We start from the raw sequence: 24609 nt of genomic DNA, 5'->3' as shown, positions 1-24609 counted from the left end.
CGGTCCTTCCTGATGCCCAATCGGTCCTCACAGCGCGGACGCCGCGAACAGGCCTGCTGCGCAGGAGACCAGCGATGCGCCGAGCGTCAGGACGATGTTGATCGCGGCAGCGGAATGCTCCCGCTGTTGCACGAGCCGGACGCTCTCGAAACTGGCTGTGCTGAATGTCGTGTAGCCGCCGCAGAAACCGGTACCGAGCACGGTCTGCCACGCGGGTGCCGCGGCGTGGAACATCGCGACCCCCGCCAGGACACCCAGGACGAACGATCCGCTGACGTTGATGCCGATCGTCGCCCACGGCACGGTCGACTTCCACCGCGATTTCATCTCGGCATCGACGACGAAGCGTGCGACCGCACCGACGGCGCCGGCGAGGACGGTGAGCACGACGGTCACGACCCGGCCTCCGATCGTCGGGCCACGGAGGCGGCGAGGACGATGCCGAGCCAGGCGGCGACGATGCCCCCGATGACACTGCCGATCGCATACCCGGCAGCAGTGGCCGTCGCACCGTCACGGGCGAGAAGCGATGTCTCGAGAGCCAGTGTGCTGTAGGTGGTGAAGGCGCCACACCCGCCGGTCCCGACGAGCACGCGCGCTCGTCGTCGCCATCCGGAATCGGGACCCAGCCGGGTGAGGGATTCCAGCAGGGCGCCCAGGAGGGCAGCGCCGACCAGGTTGATCACGAAGGTGCCGGTGGGCCAACCGACTCCCCTGTGCGGGAGAAGCAGCTCTACCCCGTAGCGCGAAGCTGTGCCCACCGCGCCGCCCACCAGGACGAGGAGCAGTGCCTCGCCCGTCAGGTGGAATCGCCGACCCGGCGGAGCCTCGGAGTCGGGATCGATCGGAAGAGAATCGAACCGCCCGGGGTCATCTCGAACCATCTGCCCACCCGTCATCGACCTGGGTAGGAACCATCAGCCGTCCGGCGGGTCGAGCATGTGCTCCGGCGGGATCCATCGCCGTGGTGAACACCTTAGCGCGATTCCTTGCCCCTCCTGCCGCGGCCGTACGCGCTGAGATACTTCGCCCTGCGCGCGCGGACGATGTCGCGACGGGTCGATGGGTCCTCCGTGGTCTTCCGGTCGAAGCGGTAGAACCCGTAAGCGCCTCCGAAGAGCCCGACCGTGACGATCGCCATGACCACCCAGAAGACCGTCTCGCCGCCCGCCAGGGCCATCAGCGCCAGGCAGGACGTCACCATCCCGGCCATTGCCATCGTGATGGCCGCCCACATCACCGGGACGGTCCGCCGCTCACGCTGGAGGCGACGCTGGGTCTCGCTCATGGCTGTGTCCTCTCGACAGGGTGTCGCTGTGGATCCGGTCAGTATGCCCGCTCAGGCGGGCAGGAAGACTCGTCCTGTGATCGTCCCGCGGATGGTGTGGGTGGCGACTGTTGCCCAGGCGCCGAGCAGGACCACGTACAGGGCGACCGCCATCGCGTGGATCACCGAGATGCCGGCTGCGGTGCCGAGGGCGGTCGCGCCGGTGACGCAGGTGCCGACGGGGAAGGTGAAGCTCCACCAGGTGAGCGAGAAGCTCAGGCCGCGGCGTGCTACGTGCACGGTGAGCATGGTGGCGAGTGCGAACATCAGGATCCCGAAGCCGCCCATGGCGAATCCGTAGGCGATGCCGAACACGTGCAGTCCGGTCGCGACGATGGCCTGCTTCCCGACGAACACCGTTGCCGCGTGGGTGCCGAGCAGGTTGGTGGCGGTGATCGACTGGCCGATCATCCCGAGGGTGATCCACACGGTCGGGGCGGCCTGGACTGCGGGCATCCCGCCGTGGACGAGCCGTGAGTAGATCATCGTCATGGTGATCATCCCGAGGAACAGGCTCAGGCCGAACATGGCGTAGCAGGCCGCGATCAGGGCCAGTCGCGGCTGGCCTGCGGGGACGTGGTCGAGCAGGAGCGCACCGGTCGACGCCGAGACCATCGGGGGGACGATCGGCATCAGCCAGGCCGGCAGGGCCATGGCCGAGTCGTGGTCGTGGGTGGTGATCATGCGGAAGGGGATCCACACGCTGGTCGCCAGGCCGGTGAGTGTGCCCGCGGTCCACAGGACCGCGTCGATCCACACCGCGGCACTCGAGCCGATGAGTGGCGGTCCCAGAGTGATGGCCCCGGCCCCGACGGTGAGCATCGCCATGGGTGGCGCGCCGTAGAACTGCGACATCACCGGGTGTGCGGCGTGGGCGCGGGCGTGACCGCGGTGCAGCGTCCAGTGCGCGGCGAAGGCGACGGTCAGCGCGACCAGCGCGGTCGAGGCGATGAGCCACACCACGGTGGCGAAGGTGTGCAGGCCGGTGACCTGCAGCGGCAGGGTGGCGGCCGCGTTCGCGACGATGCCGGTCCCCATCACCGAGGCGTACCAATTGGGGGTGATGTGCTCGAGCATCTGGCCGGGTCGACCGAGATCGCCGAACACGCGGGGCAGCCGCTGCGGCGCGGACGCGGCTCGGCGTGCGGGACGGGCCGTCGTCAGCAGATGGGAGCGTGTGGCGGTGGTCATGCAACAAGTCTCGGCGCGCGCCATCCGCGCAGGTAGAGACCGCGGCGTTGTCAGGTCACAAACTCAGGTTGTGGCTGGGGGCCGGTGCAGGGTGAGCCGGCCCCACGAGTTGTTCACGTACCCCTTGGGGTTCCACAGCTCGGCCGCCGAGGCCGGTTGCGTGGCCGCGGCGCCGTCCCAGGCGCGGACACACAGCTCCACCTCGGGCGCGTCGAGCGGTACGACCGCCGACCAATGGCGCCACGCCCACCGGCCCTGCGACTCCGCGAGTTCCGCCTCGATCCACGTCGCGCCGTCGTCGGTGGACACCTGCACGCGCGAGACCGCTCGGTCGTCGCCGGCGAACGCGTACCCACCGACCCGCACCTCGTCCCCGTGGATGGTCGTCGTCGGGTCGGGATGGAGGAAGTCGCAGTTGAGCGCGACCGACGAGAGTGAGATCCCGTCGCCCGGTCCCGCCGAGTCGGGGTCGGCGTCGGAGGGGAGCACCCGATAGGCGACACGTTGGAACCAGTTGTCGGACGGGCTGTCTCGCAGCGTGATCTCGTCGACCCACTTGACGGATCGCGCTCCGATGTAACCGGGCACGACCACGCGTACGGGGCCGCCGTGCACCCGGGGGAGCGGTTGCCCGTTCATACCCCACGCCAGCAGCGTCTCCGCCGACATCGCCTTGGTCAGCTCGATCGAGCTGCCGTACCGCTGTGGCGGTGTCGCCAGATCGGAGACGTCGGGGCCGACGAACTCGACGTGGCCCGGGGTGTTCTCCTCGACGCCGCACGATCGGAGTAGATCGGCCAGGGCCACGCCGTTCCACCGTGCGGTCGACGTCGCGCACTGGGTCCACGGGTCCTCGCCGGGGATCTCGCGTACCGCCATGAGTCCGGCGCGCCGGTTGCCGGCGCACTGCAACGTCGCGACGACGGAGATCTCGTCGAACTCCTCTCGGAGCTCGACGAGCGAGAACGAGCGGCTCATCCCGTGGCCGTCGGCCACCGTGAGCCGCCACCCGGCCGGATCGATGTCGGGGATCGGGCCGTGGTTGCGGCTGTAGAACACGTCCTCGTCGGTGAGGAATCCCTCGGCGAGCGCGGTGGGCGTCGGTTCGGCGTTGTAGGGCTCGGTCTCGTGTACGACCGTGTCGGCGCGCTTGTTCCACATGGTCAGATCATCTCCCCGTTCTGCGGATCGTGTGCGTGCTGTGGCCGATGTGCTCCACGAGATCGCGGGCGGGACCGGCGGGTGGGGTCGCCCCTCCCAGCCAGATCGCACGCAACGGCCGGTGCAGGTCGAGTCCCGCCGTCCGGACACACACGAGGCGACCCATCGCGAGGTCGTCCTCGACGGCCAGTCGACTGATCACCGCGGGCCCGGTCCCGGCCGCGGCGGCAGCGCGCACCCCCGACGCGGTCGGCATCTCGGCGGCGGGGGCGACGGGCGTGCGGTCCGGGCCGTTCACGGTCCGCAGCGCGGCGTCGAGGAACAGCCGAGTCCCCGACCCGGCCTCGCGGGTGATGAGGGGTGTGCGAGCGAGGGTCGCCGCGTCGACGGTGGTCTCGGGCGCGGCCCATGGATGCGTCGGCGCGACGACCACCACCAATTCGTCGTGGGCGACCACCCGGTCGCGCACGTCCGACGGCACGTCCGGTGCCTCGACGAAGCCGAGGTCGGCTCGACCGCCACGAACCGCGTCGACGGCGCCGTCGCTGTTGCTCGCGGTGAGGGTCACCTCGGGCGGGGTCAGGCCCGCATCGACGGCGGCCGCGCGTGAGGACACCAACCATCGCGGCAGGAGCTGCTCGGCGATCGTCTGGCTGGCGACCACGGTGAGGTGGTCACGCGACTCCCCGCGGATGCCGGCCAGGCCGGTGTCGACGCGATGGGCGGCGGCGAGCACCGCGGTGCCCCACTCGGCGACCAGGGCCCCGTGCTCGGTGAGGGTCGATCCCCGAGGAGATCGCCGCACCAGTACGACGCCGGTCTGGGCCTCCATCGACCGAACTCGTGCCGAGGCCGCCTGCTGCGTCATCCCGAACTCGCGTCCGGCAGCACCGAGACTGCCGGTGCGGGCGACGGCGGCGAGCAGTTCGAGCGCGGCGAGATCGGGCATGCGGGGGCTCAGCCGACGGTCCTCGGTCACCGCGGGTCACCACCGGACGGGCGAGACAGCACGGGGTCGACGGGCGCCTGACCCGCGATGCGCGCAGAGTAGATCGAGTAGCCGTCGATGCGGCGGGTGACCGCCGTCGCCAGCACTGTCGCGATGATCATGGGCACCATGATGGGCAACCCGCTGTGGGTGAGTTCGACCACCAGCACCAGCCCCGCCAAGGGTGCCTGCATGGCAGCTCCGATCATGGCGGCCGCCCCGATCATCGCGTAGGCGCCCATCGGACTCCCGGGCCACAGATGTCCGAACAGCACCCCACCGACCGCGCCGATCGCGGCACCGGTGCACAGCACCGGGGTGAACAGGCCACCGGACGCGCCCGCCCCGAGGCAGAGGGCTGTCACGACCGGCTTGAGCACGGCGAGGGCTGCGAGGACGCCTAGGCTTCCGAGGCCGAGAAACGCGTCGTGAGCGATCGACCGACCGTTGCCGTAGAGCTGCGGATAGACGACCGCCAGACCCGCCAGTCCGGCGAACACCACCGGCATCGCCACGATCACCCACGCCCCACGGGCCTGATGGAAGGAGATCCAGCCGATCACGCGGATGTAGAGGGCAGCCAACACGCCGATGACGGGACCCCCGATCACCGCCCACACGAGCAGCCGGCCATCGACGGCGTGGTCGACGACACCGGGATAGATCGGCTCGTCGGACAGGAAAACCCACGCAACCGCAGCTGCGACGGCCGAGCATCCCACCGCGGGCATCACCGTGGTCAGTGTCACCGATCCGATCAACACCTCTGCGGTGAACAGGGCGGCGCCGAGCGGCACGTTGTAGACGGCAGCCAGACCCGCGCCGCCTCCGCAGGCGATGAGCAGGCGGCGTTGGGGGTCTGTCAGTCGAGCCCATTCGCCGATGAGACCGCCCGCCACCGCACCCATCAACTTCGGGGCGGCCTCGCGACCCAGAGATGCGCCGAGGCCGATGACGACCTCGGACAGCACGGATGTCCCCGCGCTGCGGCGGAAGGAGAGGCGGTCGGTGCCGGCCCACAACACGGCATCGGCCTCCGATGACATCCCGGGTGTGAATCGCCGCAGCAGATACCAGCCGACACCACCGATCACCCCGGCGATGAGGACCGGGGTCGCACGCTCCCATCCGCTCGCGCGTTCGACCGCTGCAGTGAATCCCTGGCCGTCGCTGCCGACACCGAACGCCAGATGCTCCACGGCGAACAGCAGCTTCATGAGCGCGCTACCGACGACACCGGACACGACCCCGACCAGAGCGACGAGAACCCAGAACCGGACGGTGAGGGGCGTATCTCCGTCGCTGGTCACGTTCGGCTGGACCGTGGACCCCTGTCCGGACGGCAGCCGCTTCTTCAGCAGCGGGACGGGCCGCCGCTGCCGTTCATACGACGTCACGTCCGCTCAAGTTCCGTGGGCCCATCGGAGTTCACCCCGTCATTCTCGCCGCAGTGCCGTCGCGCACGCCAGCGATCATGCCGCGTGGCAGCATCGACGGATGGTCGACGACGCCGCGGCGAGGGGCCGCATCGAGGACAAACGAGCCCGTGTCCGCGATCGGCACGTCGCACCCCTGAACGCCTTGGTCGACGACTGGCGTGGCGTTCATCCCGCAGTGCCCTGGTTCGATCCTGATGACGGCGGCGTCCTCGCGCGGGTGTTGATCCTGATGGAGTCGCCGGCGCCCAGGACGATGCGGGTCGGGGGCACGGGGTTCTGCTCGGAGGACAACCCGGACTCCAGCAACCGCCTGCTCTCGTCGCTGCGCGACGAGCACGGTCCGGCGCGGGCGGACTGCCTGAAGTGGAACATCGTGCCCTGGGCGGTGCTCGACGACGCCGGCCGGGCCCGCACTCCCGACGCCGGTGAGCTGGCCGAGGCGGGTGCGATGCTGCAGGAGGTCCTGTCCGTCGCGACGGCTGTCGAGGTCGTGCTCACCCTCGGGCGTCCTGCGCTCGCCGGGTACATGGCGTATCTGACCGCCGCGCCCGGGCGACCCCTCCTGCCGGTGGTGTCCGCCCCGCATCCGTCGCAACGCAACACGCGCGGCCGCGACGACGCCATCCGGCGCATCGGGGTGGCGTTCGGCGCGGCGCGAGACCATCTGGCGTGACGTCCGCCCGAACGCACAGCGGCCGTACAGGCTCGTCGCATCCGATCGTCAGGGTCGGACCATACGTTCGTCCTCGTTCGCACCAGCGGACAGCCGGTGACATCGCCCCGCTCTCGACCCCCGACCGGAGCGGGTCGGCGTCAACGGACCGACGGACCTCCTGACGCGCCCAGGCCGTCAGGGGGTCCGTCGTCATCCGACCGCGTCGAGGACGCGGCCCAGGATGCGCTGGATGTGCAGGCCGCGGTGGACGTCGCACTCATGTCGCGAGCCGTCACGCGCCGACGCGAGGAACTCGTCGATCAGGGTCGTGAAGCAGTCGACCGACGACGTCGACCGGTCGGTGAGCGTCACCACGCCGTCGCGTCCGTGGACCGAGAACTCCGTCACCGTCGGGCGGGCCGGGACACGCAGCGACAGCTGTACCGCCGACGTCGCACCGGTCTCGTGTCGGAACGTGATGTGCCACAGATCGTCCGGGACGAGCCGGGCGTCGATCACCTCGACGATCTCGCCGAGTGCCGCGTCGAGAAGATCGACGACGTGCGGTCCGACGTCGAGCAGCGCCCCGCCGTCCTTGCGCCACTGCGACGACGAGTAGCGGCCGCCCAGCAGTGCGCCCGACACCCACCGGCCGAGACCGCCGCCGTACGAACCGGCCTGTGCCGCCGTGAGGAACGCACGGGTCTCGGGTGCGAAGCGACGCGTGAACGTGACGATCGACGCGACGCCTGCGGTGTCGACGGCGTCCGCGAGTTCCGCGGCCTGCTCGACCGAGCCGGCGATCGGCTTGTCGAGGATGACGTGCTTGCCCGCTCGTATGGCCTGCAGCGCGATCCCCGCCTGCGCGTCGGGCGGCACGGCGAGGCTCACGGCGTCGGTCGCGTCGAGCATGGCCTCCACGGTGTCGAACCGATCGACGGGCAGGTCGGCCGCAGCCTCCGGTCGTCGGGTCCATCCGCCGACCACCTCCACGTCAGGATGTGCGAGGAGGGCCGGGTAGTGGGTCTCGAGCGCCCAGGGGCCGGCGCCCACGACGGCGATACGCATGCGCCGAGCGTATCGCCGCGGTGGCCGCGTCCGGCATGCGTCACGACGCGTGAGGTGCTACGAATCTCGCAGGCCGACGACGGAAGCGAGAACCATGACGACGACCGTGCAGACGCCGGTCCCACCCCTAGGCGGGTTCCTGCGGTCGGATCTGCGGCCGCTGATCGGCATGGCGGTGGTCGTGGTCGCGTTGCATGTCGTCGGGTTCGCCTCGTTGGTGGCGGTGGCGTCGGGGGATCACCGGATGACCGGCGGTGCGGTGTTCGGGATCGGGCTGGGGATCACGGCGTACACGCTCGGGATGCGTCACGCGTTCGACGCGGACCACATCGCCGCCATCGACAACACCACCCGCAAGCTCGTCGTCGACGGGCGTCGGCCGCTGACGGTCGGGTTCTGGTTCTCTCTCGGCCATTCGACGATCGTGTTCGGCCTCTGCGTGCTGCTGGCAGCCGGAGTGCGCGCCCTCGCGTCGCAGGTCGACGACGAGTCGTCGACGCTGCAGTCGGTGACCGGTGTTTTCGGCACGAGCGTGTCGGGCGTGTTCCTCATCGTGATCGGCGTGCTCAATCTCGTCGTGCTGCTGCGGATCCGGCAGATCGTGCGCGACATGCGGCACGGCGCGTTCGACGAGGCGCAGCTCGACGCCCGACTGAACGAGCGCGGCGCGATCAACCGGGTCGTCGGCCGGTTCCTCGGGGTGATCCGCGCACCGTGGCAGATGTACCCCGTCGGGCTGCTGTTCGGGCTGGGGTTCGACACCGCCACCGAGGTGTCGCTGCTCGTGCTCGCCGGTACGGCCGCGGTCAGTCTGCCCTGGTACGCGATCCTCACGCTGCCGGTGCTGTTCACGGCCGGGATGTCGTTGTTCGACAGCATCGACGGCGCGGTCATGCACTACGCCTACGGTTGGGCGCACGCGCGGCCCGCCCGCCGCATCTTCTACAACGTCACCGTCACGGCGCTGTCGGTGGCGGTCGCACTGGGCATCGGCGGCATCGAGCTGATCGGCCTGCTTGCCGAGAAGTTGGGCGTCACATCGGGTCCGCTCGCCTGGATCGGTGCGATCGATCTGGAGTACGTCGGCTACATCGTCGTCGGGTTGTTCGTCGCCAGTTGGCTTCTCGCCGCCGCGATCTGGCGCTTCGGTGACATCGAACGCCGATGGACCCCCGGCGCGGGCTGACGCCGACCCCTTTCGGAAAAACCCGGCGACGATGCAACCGTCTCCGTCTAAGGTTCTGCCGCATGAGGAGCACCGGCACCATCCGCTCCTGGGACTTCGAGGAGGGCCAGGGCATCATCGACTCGTCCGACATCCCGGGCGGAGTCGTGGTGTCCGGGTGGTCGATCCGGTGCGAGGCGATCACCGTCGACTCCCCAGACGGTATGGGGATGCACGGCCTCGAGGCGGGCGAGCCCGTCGACTTCTACTGGCGGCGAGACGACGACGGCGACGGGTACGAGGTCACCGACGTGTGGCCGTGCCGGTGTGACGGTCCGGACTCTCCGTCCACGGGTGCCTTCCGGTCCGCGCTGTGGATGAGTGCCACGCGCGAGGACGGCGTCGCGATCATGCGTGAGGTCGACCCGAACGATCTGCCGCCCGTTCCACCCCGGCCTCCGCTACGGCGCTCGACGGGAGTCGTCGTCGTGTGGCGGCCGGAGGAGGGATGGGGAGTCGTCGAGGCGCCCGAGACCCCGGGTGGCGCATGGACCCACTTCAGCGAGATCCGCGGCGACGGCTACCGCTCACTGGTCCGCGACCAGCGCGTCGAGTTCGACTGGGAGCCGGCGCATCAGGACGGCTATTCGTTCCGCGCCTCCGACGTCGCCGTCGTCGATCAGGCCTGACGCTGCCGAGATCTGTCCCCACAGGCCGGTCCGATGACGTTGTGCCGTCGGAGGGTGCTGTCGGGACAGATCTCAGGCGCGGGTGACGTCCTCGGGTGCGACCCAGCCGCCGAAGACCGACTCGAGGTGGTGGGCGACGGCGATGGTGACGTGGTCGTTGCCGGGCGCGGCGGCCACCTGCACGCCGACGGGCAGACCGCGGTGGTCGAAGCCGAGGGGTACCTCGGTGACGGCCATCCCGAGCATGTTGAACATGGCTGCCCCGCCGAACAGCCATGGGCGCGCCAGGGTCCCGTGGTGCAGCGGCGCGGGGGCCGGGAGCGGCGGGTGCAGCATGACGCCGTCGCCGACGGCGCCGAACACCTCGTCCTTCAGGTCGCGCGCGAACCGGTCGAGGAGGTCACGACCGGGCTTGGGCAGCAGCTCCGGGATGCGATCGCCGATCATCGCCAATCGCAGCTGGAGGCTGTCGGCGCGGAGGACCGCCGGGGTGAGGTGGCGACCCGGTGTCTCCGACAGCGAATCGAACAGCGACATCACCGGCATGCCTGCGTGGCGCCGCAGTTCCATCAGGTAGCTCGCGATCACCCGCCGCATCGCCGTCATCGGCTGCCATCGCACGTCGGCCCCGACGTCGGCGAGGCTGCGGCCTGCGGAATCCCGCGCGTCGCGCACGGCGCGGTTCATCGGCCGCACGAACGACGAGCGCGTCGGGACCACCACCGTCAGACCGGCGAGGTCGACGGAATCGACGTCACCGCAGCGGGTCCCGTCGTCGTCGGCGAGGATCCGCAGCAGCGGCATGAGGTCGGTCGCGCGACGGGCCATGGGCCCCAACGTCTCCAGGGTGTCGAGCTCGGCGTCACCGGCGAGCGACGGCACGCTCTCGTTCGCGGGCACCAGGCCGGGGGAGGGCTTGTGCCCGAACACCCCGCAGTAGAACGACGGGATCCGGATCGACCCGCCGGTGTCGCCACCGAGTCCGAACGGGCTGCCGCCACTGCCGATCGCGGCGCCCTCGCCGCCCGACGACCCTCCCGACACCCGACGCTCGTCGTACGGATTACGGGTCCGTCCGTGGACGCTGTTGGTGCTCTCGATGCCCAGGCACAGTTCGGCGGTGTTGGTGACGCCGAGGACGATCGCCCCGGCGTCGCGTAGTCGACGCACCGCGAGTGCGTCGTCGGTCGTGACGATGCACCGACGGCTCGCGAGCCCCGCGGTGTGCGGCATCCCGACGACCGGGATCGACTCCTTGACCGTGCACGGCACCCCGGCCAACGGACCGCCGGGTGACTCGCCGGCCGCGATCCGAGCGTCGACGGCGTCGGCCTCGTCGAGAGCGGCGTCGTACCGATCGGCGACGACGGAGGTGAGTGCCGAGCCGGCGCGCAGCCGGTCGACGTGGAACCGCACCACCTGCCGCGAGGTGACCTCACCGGCACGGATCGCCGCGGCGATCTCCGTGGCCGAGGCGTCACGGATCCACACGCCGGACACCGCTGTCACCCGGTCCGGCGTGGCGTCAGCGGGCGCGACGGGCCAGACGCTCGGAGTCGGCGATGAGGACGCTCTTGCCCTCGAGTCGCAGCCATCCGCGCTGGGCGAAGTCCGCCAGTGCCTTGTTCACGGTCTCGCGGGAGGCGCCGACCAGCTGGGCGATCTCCTCCTGGGTGAGGTCGTGCGTGACGCGCAGGGCGCCCGCCTCCTGCGTGCCGAAACGCTGCGCGAGCTGCAACAGCTGCTTGGCCACGCGACCCGGGACGTCGGTGAAGATGAGATCGGCGAGGTTGTTGTTGGTGCGACGCAGGCGCCGCGCCAGGACGCGCAGCAGCTGCTCCGCGATCTCGGGGCGATCCGCGATCCACGCTCGCAGCGCGTCGCGGTCCATCGACACGGTGCGCACCTCGGTGACCGTCGTCGCCGACGACGTCCGGGGGCCGGGGTCGAAGATCGACAGCTCACCGAACATGTCCGACGGGCCCATGATCGTCAGCAGGTTCTCGCGACCGTCGGCGGAACGGCGTCCGACCTTCACCTTGCCGCTGAGGATGATGTAGAGCCGGTCACCCGGCTCGCCCTCGTTGAAGATGACGTGGCCGCGCGGGAAGTCGACGGGCTGCAGCTGCTTGGTGAGCGCGGCCACCGCACTGGGCTCGACCCCTTGGAAGATGCCGGCCCTGGCGAGTACTTCCTCCACGTACGTCCCTTTCATCGCGTTCGGCGGCGGTGTCGTCGCACGCCCGTCGCCGCGAAGTGTTGACTGTGTCACTCGCGGGCATGTGAAGTCTACGACCAAACAGCCCGGGGAGGCGGTGAACCCGACGCGGTGGGTGTGTGGCGATCAGCCCGCGCGGTGGACCGGGACCTCGACGGCGTGTCCGAACGACGACGGGACGTCGAACTCGATGGTGTCGCGGCGACCCGCGAGTTCGTCGTCGGCGGGCGTGGGCAGGGCGTCGGGGGTGGCGGCTCCGGCGAGGAACTCCTCCACCTCTTCGCGGTGCACGCTGTTCTGGTCGACCCCGTTCTCCATGCGTTCCATGGCGAGGGCGAACAGCATGAGCACTGCCGGGAAGAGCAGTACGGCCAGTCCGTGCATGGCTTGCAGTAAACACATCGCAGGTCTCGGCGAGGCAACGAAAACGCCCTCCGGAACACAAGTGTTACCTCCGGCGCCGCACCTGAACTCCCCTTCAGGCGCCCTCAGTAGTCTGGTCGCCGTGAACGAGCCGGACAGCGCGCCCTCCGCGCCCGCGCGCAGGCCGGCGTCCCGGCGCCGCACCGCAGCCGAGAAGGGGACCGAGACACGGACCGGGCTGGTGCGCCGCGCGCGACGCATGGACCGGGCACTGCAGGTCGCGTTCCCGCACGTGTACTGCGAACTCGACTTCACGACGCCGCTCGAGCTGTCGGTCGCGACCATCCTGTCCGCACAGTGCACCGACGTCCGGGTCAACATGGTGACCCCGGCGCTGTTCGCCCGGTATCCCGACGCGCAGGCGTACGCGGGCGCCGATCGCACCGAGCTCGAGGAGTACATCCGCAGCACCGGCTTCTACCGCAACAAGGCCACGTCGATCATGGGCCTCGCGCAGGCGTTGCTCGAGCGGTTCGACGGGGAGGTGCCCGGCCGGCTCGAGGACCTCGTGACGCTGCCCGGCTTCGGTCGCAAGACGGCCAACGTGGTGCTCGGCAACGCGTTCGGCGTCCCCGGGATCACCGTCGACACCCACTTCGGACGTCTGGTGCGCCGCTGGCGGTGGACCGAGGAGACCGATCCCGTCAAGGTGGAGCACGCCGTCGGCGAGCTCGTCGAGCGCAGGCACTGGACCGACCTGTCGCATCGTGTGATCTTCCACGGCCGCCGTGTGTGCCACGCCAAGAAGCCCGCCTGCGGGGTGTGCGTGCTGGCCGCCGACTGCCCGTCGTTCGGCGAGGGGCCCACCGATCCGCAGGTCGCCGCAGCCCTGGTCAAGGGTCCCGAGACCGAGCACCTGCTCGCGCTGGCCGGGGTGTGACGCCGGTGTCCTCACGTCTGTCGCGGATCCCCGCGTCGGCTCGGTGGTCGGTGGTCCTGCTGGTCGTGGTCGTGGCGCTGATCGTCGCCATCTGGCCCCGCGGCGGGGGCGGCAGTTCCCTCGACGCCGGTGGGACGGCACAGAGCGCCGGACCCATCCCCGGTGCGACGGCGTCGGTGAGTCCCGACGACCTCGCCGCCGCGCGGTCACGCGCCGCCCTCGCGCCGTGTCCCGTCGGCACCGGTGCCGCGCCCGCGTCGTCGGTGCTGCGCGGGGTCACCGCGCCGTGCCTCGGTGCGCCCGGCGAGGTCGACCTCGGGGCCGCGACCGCGGGCAGGCCGATGTTGGTGAACTTCTGGGCGCCGTGGTGCCTGCCCTGCCGTCGCGAACTGCCCACGATCGAGTCCTTCGCACGACGCGCGGGCTCGTCGATGACCGTCCTCGCAGTGCAGGCGAAGGAGGGATCGGAGAACCCGGTGCTCGCCCTGGCGCTGCTCACCGAGATCGGCGTGCGGTTGCCGTCCGTCGTGGACTCGGACGCCCGCGTCGCCGCGGCCCTGGGCATCCCGCGCGTGTTCCCGGTGTCGGTGCTCGTCCGTGCCGACGGGACCGTCGCGAAGGTCCTCCCGACGGTGTTCGAGGGCGAACAGGACGTCGCCGACGCCGTCGCCCGTGATCTCGGCGTCCGCGTGTGAGCGGCCCGTCGGTGCCGGACGAGTCGGACGCCGGGGACACCCCGGGCCCGCTCGTCCCTCTCGACACCATCCCGCCGTGGCTCCGGTCGCTCGCGGCCGACGTCGACGCGGTGACATCGGCGGTCGAGAACCGCGGCGGCGACCGGACCCGCTTCCTGGCCGCGCTCAAGCCCGGCCGTCGAGCGGCGGCGGTGCTGATCGCGATGACGGGCGGGTTCGGAGAGGACGCCACCCCGCCCGCCGACGCCGCGGTCCTGCTGACCCAGCGGGCGAGCACGTTGCGCAACCACGCCGGTCAGGTCGCGTTCCCCGGCGGTGCGCGCGACCCCGGCGACGACTACCCGATCGGCACCGCGCTGCGCGAGGCCACCGAGGAGACCGGTCTGATCGCCGAGGACGTGACGCCGGTGGCGCGGCTGCGGTCGTTCCCGGTCCCGCCGTCCGGGTTCGACGTCGTCCCCGTGCTCGCGTGGTCGCCGGAGGCGACGCCGGTCCGCGTCGTCGACACCGCCGAGACCGCCCGGGTCACCCGGGTGCCCCTCGCGGATCTCCTCGACCCCGCGCACCGGTTCCAGGTCCAGCGATCGGTGATGGGCGGTCGCGTCTACCGCGGACCGGCGTTCGCCGTCGACGGGATGCTGGTGTGGGGCTTCACCGGCGGGCTGCTCGCCGCACTGTTCGACGCCGGGGGCTGGACCCGACCGTGGGACGCCGACGACATCCGTGACCTGAACGACGAACTGACGAAGGCGGGACAACGATGAGCGGCTCCACCTGGGTCGACATCGTCGTCGTGGTCATCGCGCTGCTCGCCGCGGGATCGGGGTACCGGCAGGGCGCGGTCGCGTCGGCGCTCGCGTTCGTCGGCGTGCTCCTCGGGGCGATCGCCGGCATCATGCTGGCGCCCACGGTGATCGGTCAGATCGACGACCGCCGCTGGCGGCTGCTCGTGGGCGTCGCGCTGCTCGTCGCCCTCGTGCTCGTCGGTGAGGCGGCGGGGATGGTGCTCGGTCGCGCCGCCCGCAGCGTCATCCGCTCGGTCGGCGTGCGGCGGGTCGACAGTGTCATCGGGTCGGTGCTGCAGGCCGTCGCGGTGCTCATCGCGGCGTGGTTGCTGGCGATCCCCGTGAGCAGCTCGGCCGAGCCGCAGATCGCGTCGGCGGTGCGGGGGTCGCAGGTGCTCGGCGGCGTCGACGACGTCGCCCCGCAGTGGCTGCGCGACCTCCCCAGCGACTTCAGCGCCCTGCTCGACGACTCAGGCCTCCCGCAGGTCATCGGGCCGTTCGGCCGGACCCCGATCGTCTCGGTCGACCCGCCCGACCAGGGCCTGACGACGCTGCCCGTCGTCTCGTCGGTGCGCCCGAGCGTGGTCAAGATCGAAGGCGTCGCGCCGAGCTGCAACCAGGCGCTCGAGGGCAGCGGGTTCGTGGTCTCGCCCGAGCGCGTGATGACCAACGCCCACGTCGTCGCGGGGACGCGCACGCTGCGGGTCGAGTCGAACGACGGCACGCTCGACGCCACCGTGGTGCTGTTCGACCCGTCGACGGACATCGCGATCCTCGACGTCCCCGGGCTCACCGCGCCCGCGCTGCAGTTCGTCGACCGTCCCGCGTCCACCGGCGACGACGCGATCGCGCTCGGGTACCCCGAGGCCGGCCCGTTCACCGCGAGTCCCGAGCGGATCCGCGAGGTCGTCGACCTGTCCGGTCCCGACATCTACCGCGACAGCCAGGTGCGCCGCGAGGTGTACACCGTCCGCGGGTCCATCCGGCAGGGCAATTCCGGCGGACCGCTCATCGACACCGACGGCCGCGTGCTGGGCGTCGTGTTCGGGGCCGCGGAGGACACCAGCAGCGAGACGGGGTTCGTGCTGACGGCCAAGCAGGTCTCCGACGACCTCGCGCGCTCGGAGAACCTCACCGAGCCCGTCGACACCCGGTCCTGCGTGAACGCCTGAGCTGATCCGCCGGCGGCGCCGAGCCCTCAGCGGTCGACGGTGTCCAGGTGCTCGACGAGGAGCTCCGAGGTGCGGCCGGGGTTCTCCTGGTGGGCGAAGTGCGCGGCGTCGGGGACCTCGGTGTAGGTCAGGCGCGACGCGTAGTAGCGCGCGGCGGCGACCGCATCGGCGCCGATGTACTTGTCGTCGGCCCCGCGCAGGGCGAGCACCGGGATGCTCAGTCGGCGGTTCATCAGGTGCATGAAGGTGGCCCCGTCGCGACGGAACTGCGACCGGAACGCCCAGCGCCGGTACTCCAGCGAACAGTGGGCCGCGCCGGGGATCTGGATGGCGGACCGGTTGCGCCGAACCACCTCCACGAACTCCGACGTCTGTTGCCAGGCCACCGTCGACCGCTCGATGAACATGCGGGCGACGAAGGCGCCGTCGTCGCGGGTCAGCGTCTTCTCCGCGCGGCGGGGCAGCTGGTTGCCGAGGAAGTCGGCCAGGAACGCGCTGCGCTGGCCGGGGTCGCGGAGCACCGCCCGCCGCAGGGCGCGCGGGTGCGGGGAGGCGAGCGTCGCGATCGAGTCGACCGCGCGGGGGTGCAGGGTCGCCGTGGCCCAGCAGACGAGCCCGCCGTCGGCGTGACCCACCAGCGACGCGTGCGTGTGCCCGAGCGCGCGGATCAGGGCGTTGGTGTCGCCGGCGAGCGTCCACCCGTCGTAGCCGCGCGGCGGCTTGTCGGTGTCGCCGTAGCCGCGCAGGTCGACCGCGACGGCCCGGTAGCCGGCGGCGTCGAGAGCGGCGAGCTGATGACGCCAGCTCCACCAGAACTCGCCGAACCCGTGCAGCAGCAATACCAGCGGCCGATCGAGGCGCGACGGACCGCACTCGACCGCGTGGAAACGGATCCCGTTGGCGCGGACGTCGAGGTCGATCCAGGGACCCTCGATCCGCACGGTCGACGGGTCGGGCGCGGTCATCTCAGGAGGTCGGGCGGAAACGGTCGGGCGTCACCGTCGCGGCGCGACACCCGCCCCACCGGGCAGATCGACCGGGGCGCCCTTGCCGGAACCGGGGACCACCGACGGGACGGCCTTCACCGTCTCGATCGTCTTCTTCGGCCCGCGGACCTTCTTGAAGAAGATCCACCCGACGATGGCCGCGATCACCGTGATGATCACGAGGATGCCGAACACGATCGCGAACGCGGCCCAGCGGGGCAGCCACACGTCGAGCAACTCGGCGAGGAAGAAGAACAGGAAGAAGCTGGAGTACAGCGCGATCACCGCGGCGACGATGAACAGGCCCGCACCGATGGCGGCCTTCTTGGCCTCGCCGACGATCTCGGCCTTGGCCAGCTCCACCTCGGCGCGCAGCAGCGTCGACATGTGCGCCGTCGCGTCCTTGACCAGGCCACCGATCGACTGGGTCGCCGGATCGTGCGGGTCGCTCAGCGGGATGGAGGAGACGGCTCGATCGCCGGCGGTCGGGGCACGGTCGTCCAGGCTCACGGGGATCCCTTCATCGAGGTCGTCCTTCGGTGGGGCGGCGGACCGCCATCCTGAGGTCTCATCGTGCCATGCCCGCCGGGGGCTGCTCCGGGTCGGCGGGGGTCATGATCACCAGGACGGCCTCGGTCGGCTCGTCGCCCGCCCGGTAGCGGTGCGCGGAGTCGCTCCGGAACGACGTCGACTCCCCCGCCGCGACGGTGCGCATCCGGTCGGTCGGACCGGCCGACAGCGTCCCTGCCACGACGGTGATGTGTTCGACGACGCCGGGGCCGTGCGCCGGCGAGGTGTGGTCGGCGCCGGCGGCGAACTCGAGCCGGAACACCTCGATGGTGCGGTCGAACAGGTGCCGTACGTCGAGGGTCACCGACGTCATCCCTCCGCCGCGGGTGTGCGGGTGGTCGCCGGACGCCGCGGGTTCGTCGCCGACCAGCGCGGTCATCGGCACCGACATCGGCGCGCACAGGGCATAGAGCGTCTCTATGGTCGGGTTGCGTCGCCCGGCCTCGATCTCCGACAGCGACCCCTTGCCGATCCCCGCCCGCCGGGCCAGCTCCGAGAGGCTCAGTCCCCGGTCCGTGCGCAGTGCACGGACGCGCCGCCCCACGGCGGCGGACGTCTGGTCGCGGTCCACCACCACAGTGTGTCATGGTGTTCCGCGAACAGAACGTTCCGTCGACAGAACGGGTGTCGAGATGCTGCGGGGAGATCGGTCGGGGCTGATGGCCGCGGGCGTGGTGTGCGCCCTCGTCGGGTTCACCAGCTCGTTCGCCGTCGTGGTGACGGGCCTGCGCGCGGTGGGCGCGTCTCCCGCGCAGGCGGCGTCGGGGTTGGTCGCGGCCTGTGTGCTGCAGGGCGTGGTGATGATCGGCATGGGCCTCCGGTACCGGATGCCGATCGCGTTCGCGTGGTCGACCCCGGGTGCGGCGGTGCTCGCCGGGGTCGGCGGGGACATCGGTGGGTGGCCGGCCGCGGTCGGGGCGTTCGCCGTCTGCGGTGTGCTGATCGTCGCCACGGGTTTCGTGCCCGCGCTCGCCGCCCTGATCCGCCGGATCCCCACTCGCGTCGCGCAGGCGATGCTGGCCGGCGTGCTCCTGCCGCTGTGCACGGCACCGGTCACCGCGCTGGTCCACCATCCGCTGTCGGTCGCGCCGGTCCTCGTCGTCTGGTTGGTCCTCAGCCGGTTCGCGCCGCGGTGGTCGGTGCCGTCGGCGTTCGTGGTGGCGGCCGTCGTCGTCGGCATCGACCTGATCCGGCCGGGGAGGTCGATCGCCGTCGCGGATCTCGTGCCCCGTCTGGAGTTCGCCACGCCGCACCTCACGCTCGCCGCGGTGACCGGTGTCGCGCTGCCGCTGGTCGTGGCGACCATGGCGGCACAGAACATCCCGGGCGTCGCCATCATGCGGGCGTTCGGGTACGCCGTCCCGTGGCGGTCGTCGATGGCGGCCACCGGGGCCGCGACCGTCGTCGGGTCGGTGGTGGGTGTGCACGCGCTGAACCTCGCCGCGATCTCGGCCGCGCTCGCCGCCGGACCCGACGTCCACCCCGACAGGTCGCGACGGTGGGTGGCGTCGGTGACCGCCGGGTGGGTCTACCTCGTCCTGGGCGCGCTGTCGGCGGCCGCGGCGACGATCGTCGCGCTCGCCCCGGACGGGGTGATCCAGGCGGTCGCCGGGGTCGCACTGTTCGGGACGCTCGCCGCGGCCCTCGCGGCGGCGGTCGGTGCGCGTCCCGACGGGTCCGCCGCGCGCCCCCACGAGACCATCGCGGCGTTGGCCGCGTTCGTGACCGCGGCGTCGGGTGCGACGTTCCTCGGTGTGGGAGCGGCGTTCTGGGCGCTGGTCGTCGGGATCGGGATATGGGTCGCGCTACGTCCCCGCCGTGTCGAGGGCCGCGTGGACGCGGCCGCGGCGGATGAGGGCGGCAGCGCCGACCAGTGATGCCGCCATCGAACTGAGCAGCACGGCGGCCTTCGCCGCGTCGGCCTCGCCGGGCGGGAGGGCGAGTTCGGCGATGAGCAGGCTCACCGTGAACCCGATGCCCCCGAGGATCGAGATGGCGAGCATGTCTCGCAGCGACAGCCCGTCGGGTCGGGCGACCCACCGCATCCGGATCGCGACGAACGACACCCCGAAGATGCCGATCGTCTTGCCGACGACGAGGCCGACCGCGATGCCGATGGCGATGCGGTCGCCGGTGAGGTCACCGAGAGCGGATGCGGTCAGTGGTACGCCGGCGGCGAACAGCGCGAACAGCGGGACGCAGACGGCCGCGGAGATCGGCTGGATCCGGTGCTCGAGCCGACCGGCGGGGGAGCACTCCTCGCCGGGATCGGTGCGGACGCGGGTGAGCAGGCCGAGGGCGACGCCGGCGATGGTCGCGTGGATCCCGGCCTGATACATCGCGATCCAGGTGACCACCGCCAGCGGGACGTACAGGAACGACGACCGGATGCGGGCACGCTGGGCCAGGGCGTAGACGGCGCAGGCGGCGGCAGCGATGGCCAGGGCCCACCAGTTGATCGAGGCGGTGAACACGACGGCGATGATCACGATCGCGATGAGGTCGTCCACGACCGCGAGAGCGAGCAGGAACACCCGTGCGCCGGAGGGGATCCGCGACCCGACGAGAGCGAGCACCCCGAGTGCGAAGGCGATGTCGGTGGCGGCGGGGATCGCCCATGCCCGGTCCGCGCCGGGGGTGCCGTGCGCGATGGCCAGGAAGATCCCGATCGGGACGACGACCCCACCGACCGCCGCGACGATCGGGAGTGCGGCCTGGCGCAGGCTGGACAACTCGCCGACGACGATCTCGCGTTTCAGCTCGAGACCGGCGACGAAGAAGAAGACCGCGAGAACGGCCTCCTGAGCCCAGTGGCCGACCGTCAGGTCCAGACCCAGGAACGACGTGCCCACGTGCGCATCACGCAGTGCCACATAGGAATCCGACCATGGCGAGTTCGCCCACAGCAGGGCCGCCGCCGCGGCCACCAGCAGGACGACGCCGCCGAACGTCTCGGTGCGGAGATAGCGGGCGAATTCACCCGGGCCCGGCGGAGAGAGCTTCGACAGCGTCGAGGAGAGCGACATGGCGGGTCCTTCAGGGGTCGGCGGCACGATCGCCGACCAGACTTCCCGGCACACCGCGAACCATCTTAACGGCTTGGATACGCCCAGCCGACCCCGTCTCGCCCGCGATCTGCCCGCCTCGCCACGGCGCGGTGGTCTCGCCCGCAGGATTCGTCGGGCGAGACCGGACCGTGGTGGCGAACCGGGTGGTTCGCGAGCGATGCCTGTGCGCGGTGCGCCCCCGGCTCAGCTGTTCCGGCGGCGGATGTTCTCGAAGACGGTGGGGTCGACGAGGGTGGAGGTGTCGCCGAGTTCGCGGCCCTCGGCGACGTCCTTGAGCAGGCGTCGCATGATCTTGCCGCTGCGGGTCTTCGGCAGCTCGGGGACGACGATGATCTCCCGCGGCTTGGCGATGGGCGAGATGTCCTTGGCGACATGGGCTTTGAGCTCGTCGATCATCGCGTCGCCGCGGTCCTCGACACCGCTGCGCAGGATGACGAACGCGACGATGCCCTGACCGGTGGTCTCGTCGGCGGCGCCGATGACCGCGGCCTCGGCGACACCGGAGTGCCCGACGAGTGCCGACTCGACCTCGGAGGTCGAGATGCGGTGGCCGGAGACGTTCATGACGTCGTCGATGCGGCCGAGCACCCACAGGGCGCCATCCTCGTCGTAGCGGGCGCCGTCACCGGCGAAGTACCAGCCCTGCTCGGCGAAGCGTGACCAGTAGGTGTCGCGGAAGCGGTCGTCGTCGCCCCACACGCCGCGCAGCATCGACGGCCACGGCTGGTCGAGCACGAGGTAGCCCTGCTCGCCCGCGGCGACGGGCTGGGCGTTGTCGTCGACGATCTTGGCGCTGATACCGGGCAGAGGCCGCATCGCGGATCCGGGCTTGGCGTGCGTCACGCCGGGCAGCGGCGAGATCATCATCGCGCCGGTCTCGGTCTGCCACCAGGTGTCGACGATGGGGCATCGGTCGGCGCCGATGACGCTGCGGTACCACCGCCACGCCTCGGGGTTGATCGGCTCGCCGACACTGCCCAACAGTCGTAGTGACGACAGGTCGTGCGCGTCGGGGATCTCGCGTCCCCACTTCATGAACGTGCGGATCAGCGTCGGCGCGATGTAGTACGTCGTGACCTTGTAGTTCTCGATGATCTCGAAATGCCGGTGCTCGTTCGGCGAGTTCGGGGTGCCCTCGTAGACGATCTCGGTCGCACCGTTGGAGAGCGGGCCGTAGACGAGGTAGCTGTGCCCGGTGACCCACCCGATGTCGGCGCCACACCAGAACACGTCGGTCTCGGGCCGGTGGTCGAACACGTTCTTGAACGTGTAGGCGATCTGGGTGAGGTAGCCACCGGAGGTGTGCAGGATGCCCTTCGGCTTGCCCGTGGTGCCCGAGGTGTAGAGCAGGAACAGCGGGTGCTCGGCGTCGAACGCGGTGTAGGAGTGCTGATCCGAGGCGTTCCCGACCGTCTCGTGCCACCACAGGTCACGCCCGTCGACCCAGTTCAGATCGGGGTCGTGGTCGGTGCGCTTCACGACGAGGACGTGCTCGACCGACGGCGCGGCGTCGTCCCCGGTCCCGAGGGCCTCGTCGACCGCGGCCTTCAGGGGAGCGGGCTTGCCGCGACGGAACTGTCCGTCGGTGGTGATGACCAGCTTGGCCTGCGCGTCGTCGACGCGGGAGCGCAACGCCGCGGCGGAGAACCCGGCGAACACCACCGAGTGCGGCAGGCCCAGACGCGCGCACGCGAGGATCGCGATGATCGCCTCGGGGACCATCGGCATGTAGATCGCGACGCGGTCACCGGGCTGCAGGCCGAGTTCGGTCAGATGGTTGGCGGCTTTGCTCACCTCGCCGAGCAGGTCGGAGTAGGTGAGATCGCGGGTGTCGCCGGGCTCGCCGACCCAGTGGATCGCGACCCGGTCACCGTTGCCCGCGTCGACGTGACGGTCGAGGCAGTTCGCGGCGACGTTCAGCTTCCCGCCGACGAACCACTTCGCGAACGGGGCGTTCGACCAGTCGAGCGTGTCGGTGAACTCCGTGTCCCACTGCAGCGTCCGGGCCTGCTTCGCCCAGAACGCGAGGCGGTCGGCGTCGGCCTCGTCGTACAGATCCGCCGTCGCCACGGCGGAGGCCGCGAACTCCTCCGGCGGCGGGTAGGCCTTCGGGTGCTCGGCGGTCGCCGATTCCGTTCCGGACTGGCCTGCGCTGGACATGATCTGCTGTCACCTCTCGGTCGGGTCGGGCGATCGCCGTCATCGTGAGGGTAGTCACGTTGGATTCGCGTTGCAGTCACCCTCGACGACGCCGCGTGCCCGAATGGTCCGGTTGCCGTCCGGACCGACCGATGCGTAGGCCACGCAATTTCCCACTCACCGAGACGACCTGTGATTCACCTGGGTATCGTCTGCCGAGTCCATGACCTCCGTGCGTCCACCAGGTGCACGGGGAGTGGACTCCTCCGGCGGCCGGGACCCGGGCGTCGCGCAGCGTTCGAGAAGAGAGATCAACACGGTGAGATTCAAGAAGCTGGCGGCTGTCGCCGGTGCAGTGGTCATCGGGGCCGGCGTGCTCGCCGCCTGCGGCGGCTCGTCGTCGGACAGCGGGATGGTGACCGTCAACGGCAGTGAGCCGGAGGTCGGCCTGGTCACCACGAACACCAACGAGAACGGCGGCGGTCGCATCGTCGACCGGCTGTTCACCGGTCTCTACTACTACGACGCCGACGGCAACCCGCAGCCCGGCATGGTCGACACGCTGCAGACGACGGACAACAAGAACTACACCATCACCATCAAGAAGGGATGGAAGTTCACCGACGGCACCGAGGTGAAGGCGCACAACTTCGTCGACGCCTGGAACTTCGGCGCCTACACCCCGAACGCGCAGCGCCAGCAGAGCTTCTTCGCCCCCATCGAGGGCTACGACGCGGTCGCCGCGGAGAAGCCGACCGCGAAGACCATGTCCGGTCTGAAGGTCGTGAACGACTACACCTTCACCGTCGCGCTGAAGAACCCCGCCATCGACTTCAAGCTGGGTCTCGGGTTCACCCCGTTCAAGCCGCTGCCCGACGTCGCGTTCAAGGACATCAAGGCGTTCGGTGAGAACCCCGTCGGCAACGGCCCGTACAAGCTGCAGAGCTGGCAGCACAACGTGCAGGCGACGCTGGTCCCCAACGACCAGTACCCGGGCGCGAACAAGGCCAAGAACAAGGGCCTGGTGTTCAAGTTCTATCTCGACTTCGACTCCGCCTACAGCGATCTGCAGTCGGGCAACCTCGACTTCCTCGACACCATCCCGGTGAGTGCCCTGCGTACCTACAAGCAGGATCTGGGCGATCGCGCGATCACCAAGCCGACCGCGCAGAACCAGACCGTCGCGATCCCGGAGACGCTGCAGCACTTCTCGGGCCAGGAGGGGATCCTGCGCCGCCAGGCCATCTCGCTGGCGATCGACCGCAAGCAGATCACCGACAACATCTTCGCCGGCTCGCGCAACCCCGCGCGGGACTTCACGGCGCGGACCCTGCCCGGCTTCAACGGCAACCTGCCGAACGAGTCGAACCTGGACTACAACCCGACGAAGGCCGTCCAGCTGTGGAACCAGGCCAACGCGATCTCGCCGTGGAGTGGGACGTTCGTGCTGGCGTCGAACTACGACGGTGGCCACAAGGAGTGGGTCGAGGCGACGGTCAACAGCATCAAGAACGTGCTGAAGATCGACGCGCAGCCGCAGGCCATCGCGACGTTCTCGCAGCTGCGGCAGCAGGTCAACGCGCGGACCATCAAGTCGGCGTTCCGCACCGGCTGGCAGGGCGACTACCCGTCGATGCTGGAGTTCCTCGAGCCGATCTTCGTGACCGGTGCGGGATCGAACGACGTGGACTACTCGAACGCCGCGTTCGACGCGAAGCTGCGTGAGGCCGAGGCGGCCCCGTCGGCGGAGCAGTCCTACCAGCTGACCGGTCAGGCGCAGAGCATCCTGCTCAACGACCTCCCGGTCATCCCGATGTGGGACTACGTCGCCAACGCCGGCGAGGGAGTGGGCGTGAACGCGCCGATGACCTGGTCCGGCCTCGCCGACTTCGAGAACATCACCAAGAGCTGACACCACGCCCTGCGTCCTCCCGTCCGGCACCACCGGGCCGGGAGGACGCAGGTGTGTCTGCGAAGGAAGTGACCGAAC

Annotated in this window: 25 protein-coding genes and 1 riboswitch; of the genes, 9 read left to right on the top strand and 16 right to left on the bottom strand. The window is 70.6% G+C overall.

All coding sequences use genetic code 11. The features are described 5' to 3' along the window. Positions 1 to 27: 27 nt before the first annotated feature. From crcB to LX12_RS17225, 7 genes are all read right to left on the bottom strand, one after another. A complete protein-coding gene (gene crcB, locus LX12_RS17255; RefSeq protein WP_253655811.1) occupies positions 28 to 396 on the bottom strand; it encodes a fluoride efflux transporter CrcB in 369 nt (122 codons plus the stop codon). Then, positions 393 to 884, bottom strand: coding sequence for a fluoride efflux transporter FluC (locus tag LX12_RS17250; protein ID WP_253655810.1), 492 nt, complete (start codon positions 882 to 884; stop codon positions 393 to 395). The genes crcB and LX12_RS17250 overlap by 4 nt, the downstream gene beginning before the upstream one ends. Positions 885 to 901: 17 nt before the next feature. Further along, positions 902 to 973: riboswitch (Fluoride riboswitch) on the bottom strand. A gap of 3 nt (positions 974 to 976) precedes the next feature. Next, positions 977 to 1288 (bottom strand): hypothetical protein, encoded by a 312-nt coding sequence (locus tag LX12_RS17245; RefSeq protein ID WP_253655809.1) that lies wholly within the window; start codon positions 1286 to 1288, stop codon positions 977 to 979. Positions 1289 to 1339: 51 nt separating this feature from the next. Next, positions 1340 to 2518 (bottom strand): TDT family transporter, encoded by a 1179-nt coding sequence (locus LX12_RS17240; protein WP_253655808.1) that lies wholly within the window; start codon positions 2516 to 2518, stop codon positions 1340 to 1342. Between the two features lie 63 nt (positions 2519 to 2581). After that, the gene (locus tag LX12_RS17235; protein WP_253655807.1) at positions 2582 to 3679 is read right to left on the bottom strand and encodes a sulfite oxidase; all 1098 of its coding nucleotides are present in this window, start codon (positions 3677 to 3679) and stop codon (positions 2582 to 2584) included. A gap of 7 nt (positions 3680 to 3686) precedes the next feature. Further along, positions 3687 to 4628, bottom strand: a complete 942-nt coding sequence (locus LX12_RS17230; RefSeq protein ID WP_253655969.1) for a LysR family transcriptional regulator — start codon at positions 4626 to 4628, stop codon at positions 3687 to 3689. A gap of 26 nt (positions 4629 to 4654) precedes the next feature. Beyond that, positions 4655 to 6064: a chloride channel protein gene (locus LX12_RS17225; protein ID WP_253655806.1), complete on the bottom strand. Its 1410-nt coding sequence runs from the start codon at positions 6062 to 6064 to the stop codon at positions 4655 to 4657. Positions 6065 to 6164: 100 nt separating this feature from the next. Here LX12_RS17225 and LX12_RS17220 point away from each other — a divergent pair, with 100 nt between their 5' ends. Further along, positions 6165 to 6779, top strand: a complete 615-nt coding sequence (locus LX12_RS17220) for a uracil-DNA glycosylase (protein ID WP_253655805.1) — start codon at positions 6165 to 6167, stop codon at positions 6777 to 6779. A 192-nt stretch (positions 6780 to 6971) separates the two neighbouring features. Here LX12_RS17220 and LX12_RS17215 read toward each other — a convergent pair whose 3' ends face one another. After that, positions 6972 to 7829: a Gfo/Idh/MocA family protein gene (locus tag LX12_RS17215; RefSeq protein WP_253655804.1), complete on the bottom strand. Its 858-nt coding sequence runs from the start codon at positions 7827 to 7829 to the stop codon at positions 6972 to 6974. A 94-nt stretch (positions 7830 to 7923) separates the two neighbouring features. Between LX12_RS17215 and nicT the strand changes: the two genes are divergently transcribed. Next, positions 7924 to 9015, top strand: coding sequence for a Nickel transporter NicT (nicT, locus tag LX12_RS17210; RefSeq protein WP_253655803.1), 1092 nt, complete (start codon positions 7924 to 7926; stop codon positions 9013 to 9015). 62 nt (positions 9016 to 9077) lie between these two features. Next, positions 9078 to 9683, top strand: a complete 606-nt coding sequence (locus tag LX12_RS17205; protein WP_253655802.1) for a cold-shock protein — start codon at positions 9078 to 9080, stop codon at positions 9681 to 9683. A gap of 72 nt (positions 9684 to 9755) precedes the next feature. Here LX12_RS17205 and LX12_RS17200 read toward each other — a convergent pair whose 3' ends face one another. The 3 genes from LX12_RS17200 to LX12_RS17190 form a co-directional block, all read right to left on the bottom strand. After that, positions 9756 to 11183 carry an amidase gene (locus LX12_RS17200; protein ID WP_253655801.1) on the bottom strand — a complete coding sequence of 476 codons (1428 nt, stop codon included), beginning with the start codon at positions 11181 to 11183 and terminating at the stop codon, positions 9756 to 9758. Between the two features lie 25 nt (positions 11184 to 11208). Then, positions 11209 to 11883 (bottom strand): Crp/Fnr family transcriptional regulator, encoded by a 675-nt coding sequence (locus LX12_RS17195; RefSeq protein ID WP_253655800.1) that lies wholly within the window; start codon positions 11881 to 11883, stop codon positions 11209 to 11211. Positions 11884 to 12027: 144 nt separating this feature from the next. Further along, positions 12028 to 12285: a hypothetical protein gene (locus LX12_RS17190; protein WP_253655799.1), complete on the bottom strand. Its 258-nt coding sequence runs from the start codon at positions 12283 to 12285 to the stop codon at positions 12028 to 12030. Between the two features lie 238 nt (positions 12286 to 12523). Here LX12_RS17190 and nth point away from each other — a divergent pair, with 238 nt between their 5' ends. Genes nth through LX12_RS17170 form a run of 4 tightly spaced genes read left to right on the top strand, consistent with a single transcriptional unit; the run spans position 12524 to position 15856 of the window. Then, entirely contained in the window at positions 12524 to 13204 is a 681-nt protein-coding gene (nth, locus tag LX12_RS17185) for an endonuclease III (RefSeq protein WP_253655968.1), read from the top strand. A gap of 5 nt (positions 13205 to 13209) precedes the next feature. Then, positions 13210 to 13899, top strand: a complete 690-nt coding sequence (locus LX12_RS17180) for a TlpA family protein disulfide reductase (protein ID WP_253655798.1) — start codon at positions 13210 to 13212, stop codon at positions 13897 to 13899. Next, complete coding sequence (locus LX12_RS17175) at positions 13896 to 14663, top strand: NUDIX hydrolase (RefSeq protein WP_253655797.1); 768 nt, start codon at positions 13896 to 13898, stop codon at positions 14661 to 14663. The genes LX12_RS17180 and LX12_RS17175 overlap by 4 nt, the downstream gene beginning before the upstream one ends. Next, positions 14660 to 15856: a MarP family serine protease gene (locus LX12_RS17170; RefSeq protein WP_253655796.1), complete on the top strand. Its 1197-nt coding sequence runs from the start codon at positions 14660 to 14662 to the stop codon at positions 15854 to 15856. The genes LX12_RS17175 and LX12_RS17170 overlap by 4 nt, the downstream gene beginning before the upstream one ends. Before the next feature lie 26 nt (positions 15857 to 15882). On the opposite strand, the gene LX12_RS17165 is transcribed toward LX12_RS17170, so the two are convergent. From LX12_RS17165 to LX12_RS17155, 3 genes are read right to left on the bottom strand one after another with little or no spacing between them, the layout of a single operon-like run. Beyond that, complete coding sequence (locus LX12_RS17165; protein WP_253655795.1) at positions 15883 to 16821, bottom strand: alpha/beta fold hydrolase; 939 nt, start codon at positions 16819 to 16821, stop codon at positions 15883 to 15885. 30 nt (positions 16822 to 16851) lie between these two features. Then, positions 16852 to 17352: a phage holin family protein gene (locus tag LX12_RS17160; RefSeq protein WP_253655794.1), complete on the bottom strand. Its 501-nt coding sequence runs from the start codon at positions 17350 to 17352 to the stop codon at positions 16852 to 16854. 58 nt (positions 17353 to 17410) lie between these two features. Continuing rightward, entirely contained in the window at positions 17411 to 17983 is a 573-nt protein-coding gene (locus tag LX12_RS17155; RefSeq protein ID WP_253655793.1) for a helix-turn-helix domain-containing protein, read from the bottom strand. A 61-nt stretch (positions 17984 to 18044) separates the two neighbouring features. Between LX12_RS17155 and LX12_RS17150 the strand changes: the two genes are divergently transcribed. Then, positions 18045 to 19289, top strand: coding sequence for a benzoate/H(+) symporter BenE family transporter (locus tag LX12_RS17150; protein ID WP_253655792.1), 1245 nt, complete (start codon positions 18045 to 18047; stop codon positions 19287 to 19289). Here LX12_RS17150 and nhaA read toward each other — a convergent pair. Then, entirely contained in the window at positions 19218 to 20438 is a 1221-nt protein-coding gene (gene nhaA / locus LX12_RS17145; protein WP_253655791.1) for a Na+/H+ antiporter NhaA, read from the bottom strand. The genes LX12_RS17150 and nhaA overlap by 72 nt on opposite strands. Positions 20439 to 20663: 225 nt before the next feature. Then, entirely contained in the window at positions 20664 to 22640 is a 1977-nt protein-coding gene (acs, locus tag LX12_RS17140) for an acetate--CoA ligase (RefSeq protein WP_253655790.1), read from the bottom strand. Positions 22641 to 22938: 298 nt separating this feature from the next. Between acs and LX12_RS17135 the strand changes: the two genes are divergently transcribed. Further along, entirely contained in the window at positions 22939 to 24531 is a 1593-nt protein-coding gene (locus tag LX12_RS17135; RefSeq protein WP_253655789.1) for a peptide ABC transporter substrate-binding protein, read from the top strand. Positions 24532 to 24609 lie beyond the last annotated feature (78 nt).

It is taken from the genome of Williamsia serinedens (genome assembly GCF_024171725.1).
GTDB lineage: Bacteria > Actinomycetota > Actinomycetes > Mycobacteriales > Mycobacteriaceae > Williamsia_A > Williamsia_A serinedens.
The sequence above is the reverse complement of the archived record's forward strand: the minus strand, read 5'-3'. Positions and strand labels throughout refer to the sequence as shown.

What these genes read in the sequence shown, in the direction of transcription:
- LX12_RS17250 (WP_253655810.1), bottom strand. Translation starts at nt 884, where the DNA reads ATGGTTCGAGATGACCCCGGGCGGTTCGATTCTCTTCCGATCGATCCC.
- LX12_RS17245 (WP_253655809.1), bottom strand. Translation starts at nt 1,288, where the DNA reads ATGAGCGAGACCCAGCGTCGCCTCCAGCGTGAGCGGCGGACCGTCCCG.
- LX12_RS17240 (WP_253655808.1), bottom strand. Translation starts at nt 2,518, where the DNA reads ATGACCACCGCCACACGCTCCCATCTGCTGACGACGGCCCGTCCCGCA.
- LX12_RS17235 (WP_253655807.1), bottom strand. Translation starts at nt 3,679, where the DNA reads ATGTGGAACAAGCGCGCCGACACGGTCGTACACGAGACCGAGCCCTAC.
- LX12_RS17230 (WP_253655969.1), bottom strand. Translation starts at nt 4,628, where the DNA reads ATGCCCGATCTCGCCGCGCTCGAACTGCTCGCCGCCGTCGCCCGCACC.
- LX12_RS17220 (WP_253655805.1), top strand. Translation starts at nt 6,165, where the DNA reads ATGGTCGACGACGCCGCGGCGAGGGGCCGCATCGAGGACAAACGAGCC.
- LX12_RS17215 (WP_253655804.1), bottom strand. Translation starts at nt 7,829, where the DNA reads ATGCGTATCGCCGTCGTGGGCGCCGGCCCCTGGGCGCTCGAGACCCAC.
- nicT (WP_253655803.1), top strand. Translation starts at nt 7,924, where the DNA reads ATGACGACGACCGTGCAGACGCCGGTCCCACCCCTAGGCGGGTTCCTG.
- LX12_RS17205 (WP_253655802.1), top strand. Translation starts at nt 9,078, where the DNA reads ATGAGGAGCACCGGCACCATCCGCTCCTGGGACTTCGAGGAGGGCCAG.
- LX12_RS17190 (WP_253655799.1), bottom strand. Translation starts at nt 12,285, where the DNA reads ATGCACGGACTGGCCGTACTGCTCTTCCCGGCAGTGCTCATGCTGTTC.
- nth (WP_253655968.1), top strand. Translation starts at nt 12,524, where the DNA reads ATGGACCGGGCACTGCAGGTCGCGTTCCCGCACGTGTACTGCGAACTC.
- LX12_RS17170 (WP_253655796.1), top strand. Translation starts at nt 14,660, where the DNA reads ATGAGCGGCTCCACCTGGGTCGACATCGTCGTCGTGGTCATCGCGCTG.
- LX12_RS17165 (WP_253655795.1), bottom strand. Translation starts at nt 16,821, where the DNA reads ATGACCGCGCCCGACCCGTCGACCGTGCGGATCGAGGGTCCCTGGATC.
- LX12_RS17150 (WP_253655792.1), top strand. Translation starts at nt 18,045, where the DNA reads ATGCTGCGGGGAGATCGGTCGGGGCTGATGGCCGCGGGCGTGGTGTGC.
- nhaA (WP_253655791.1), bottom strand. Translation starts at nt 20,438, where the DNA reads ATGTCGCTCTCCTCGACGCTGTCGAAGCTCTCTCCGCCGGGCCCGGGT.
- acs (WP_253655790.1), bottom strand. Translation starts at nt 22,640, where the DNA reads ATGTCCAGCGCAGGCCAGTCCGGAACGGAATCGGCGACCGCCGAGCAC.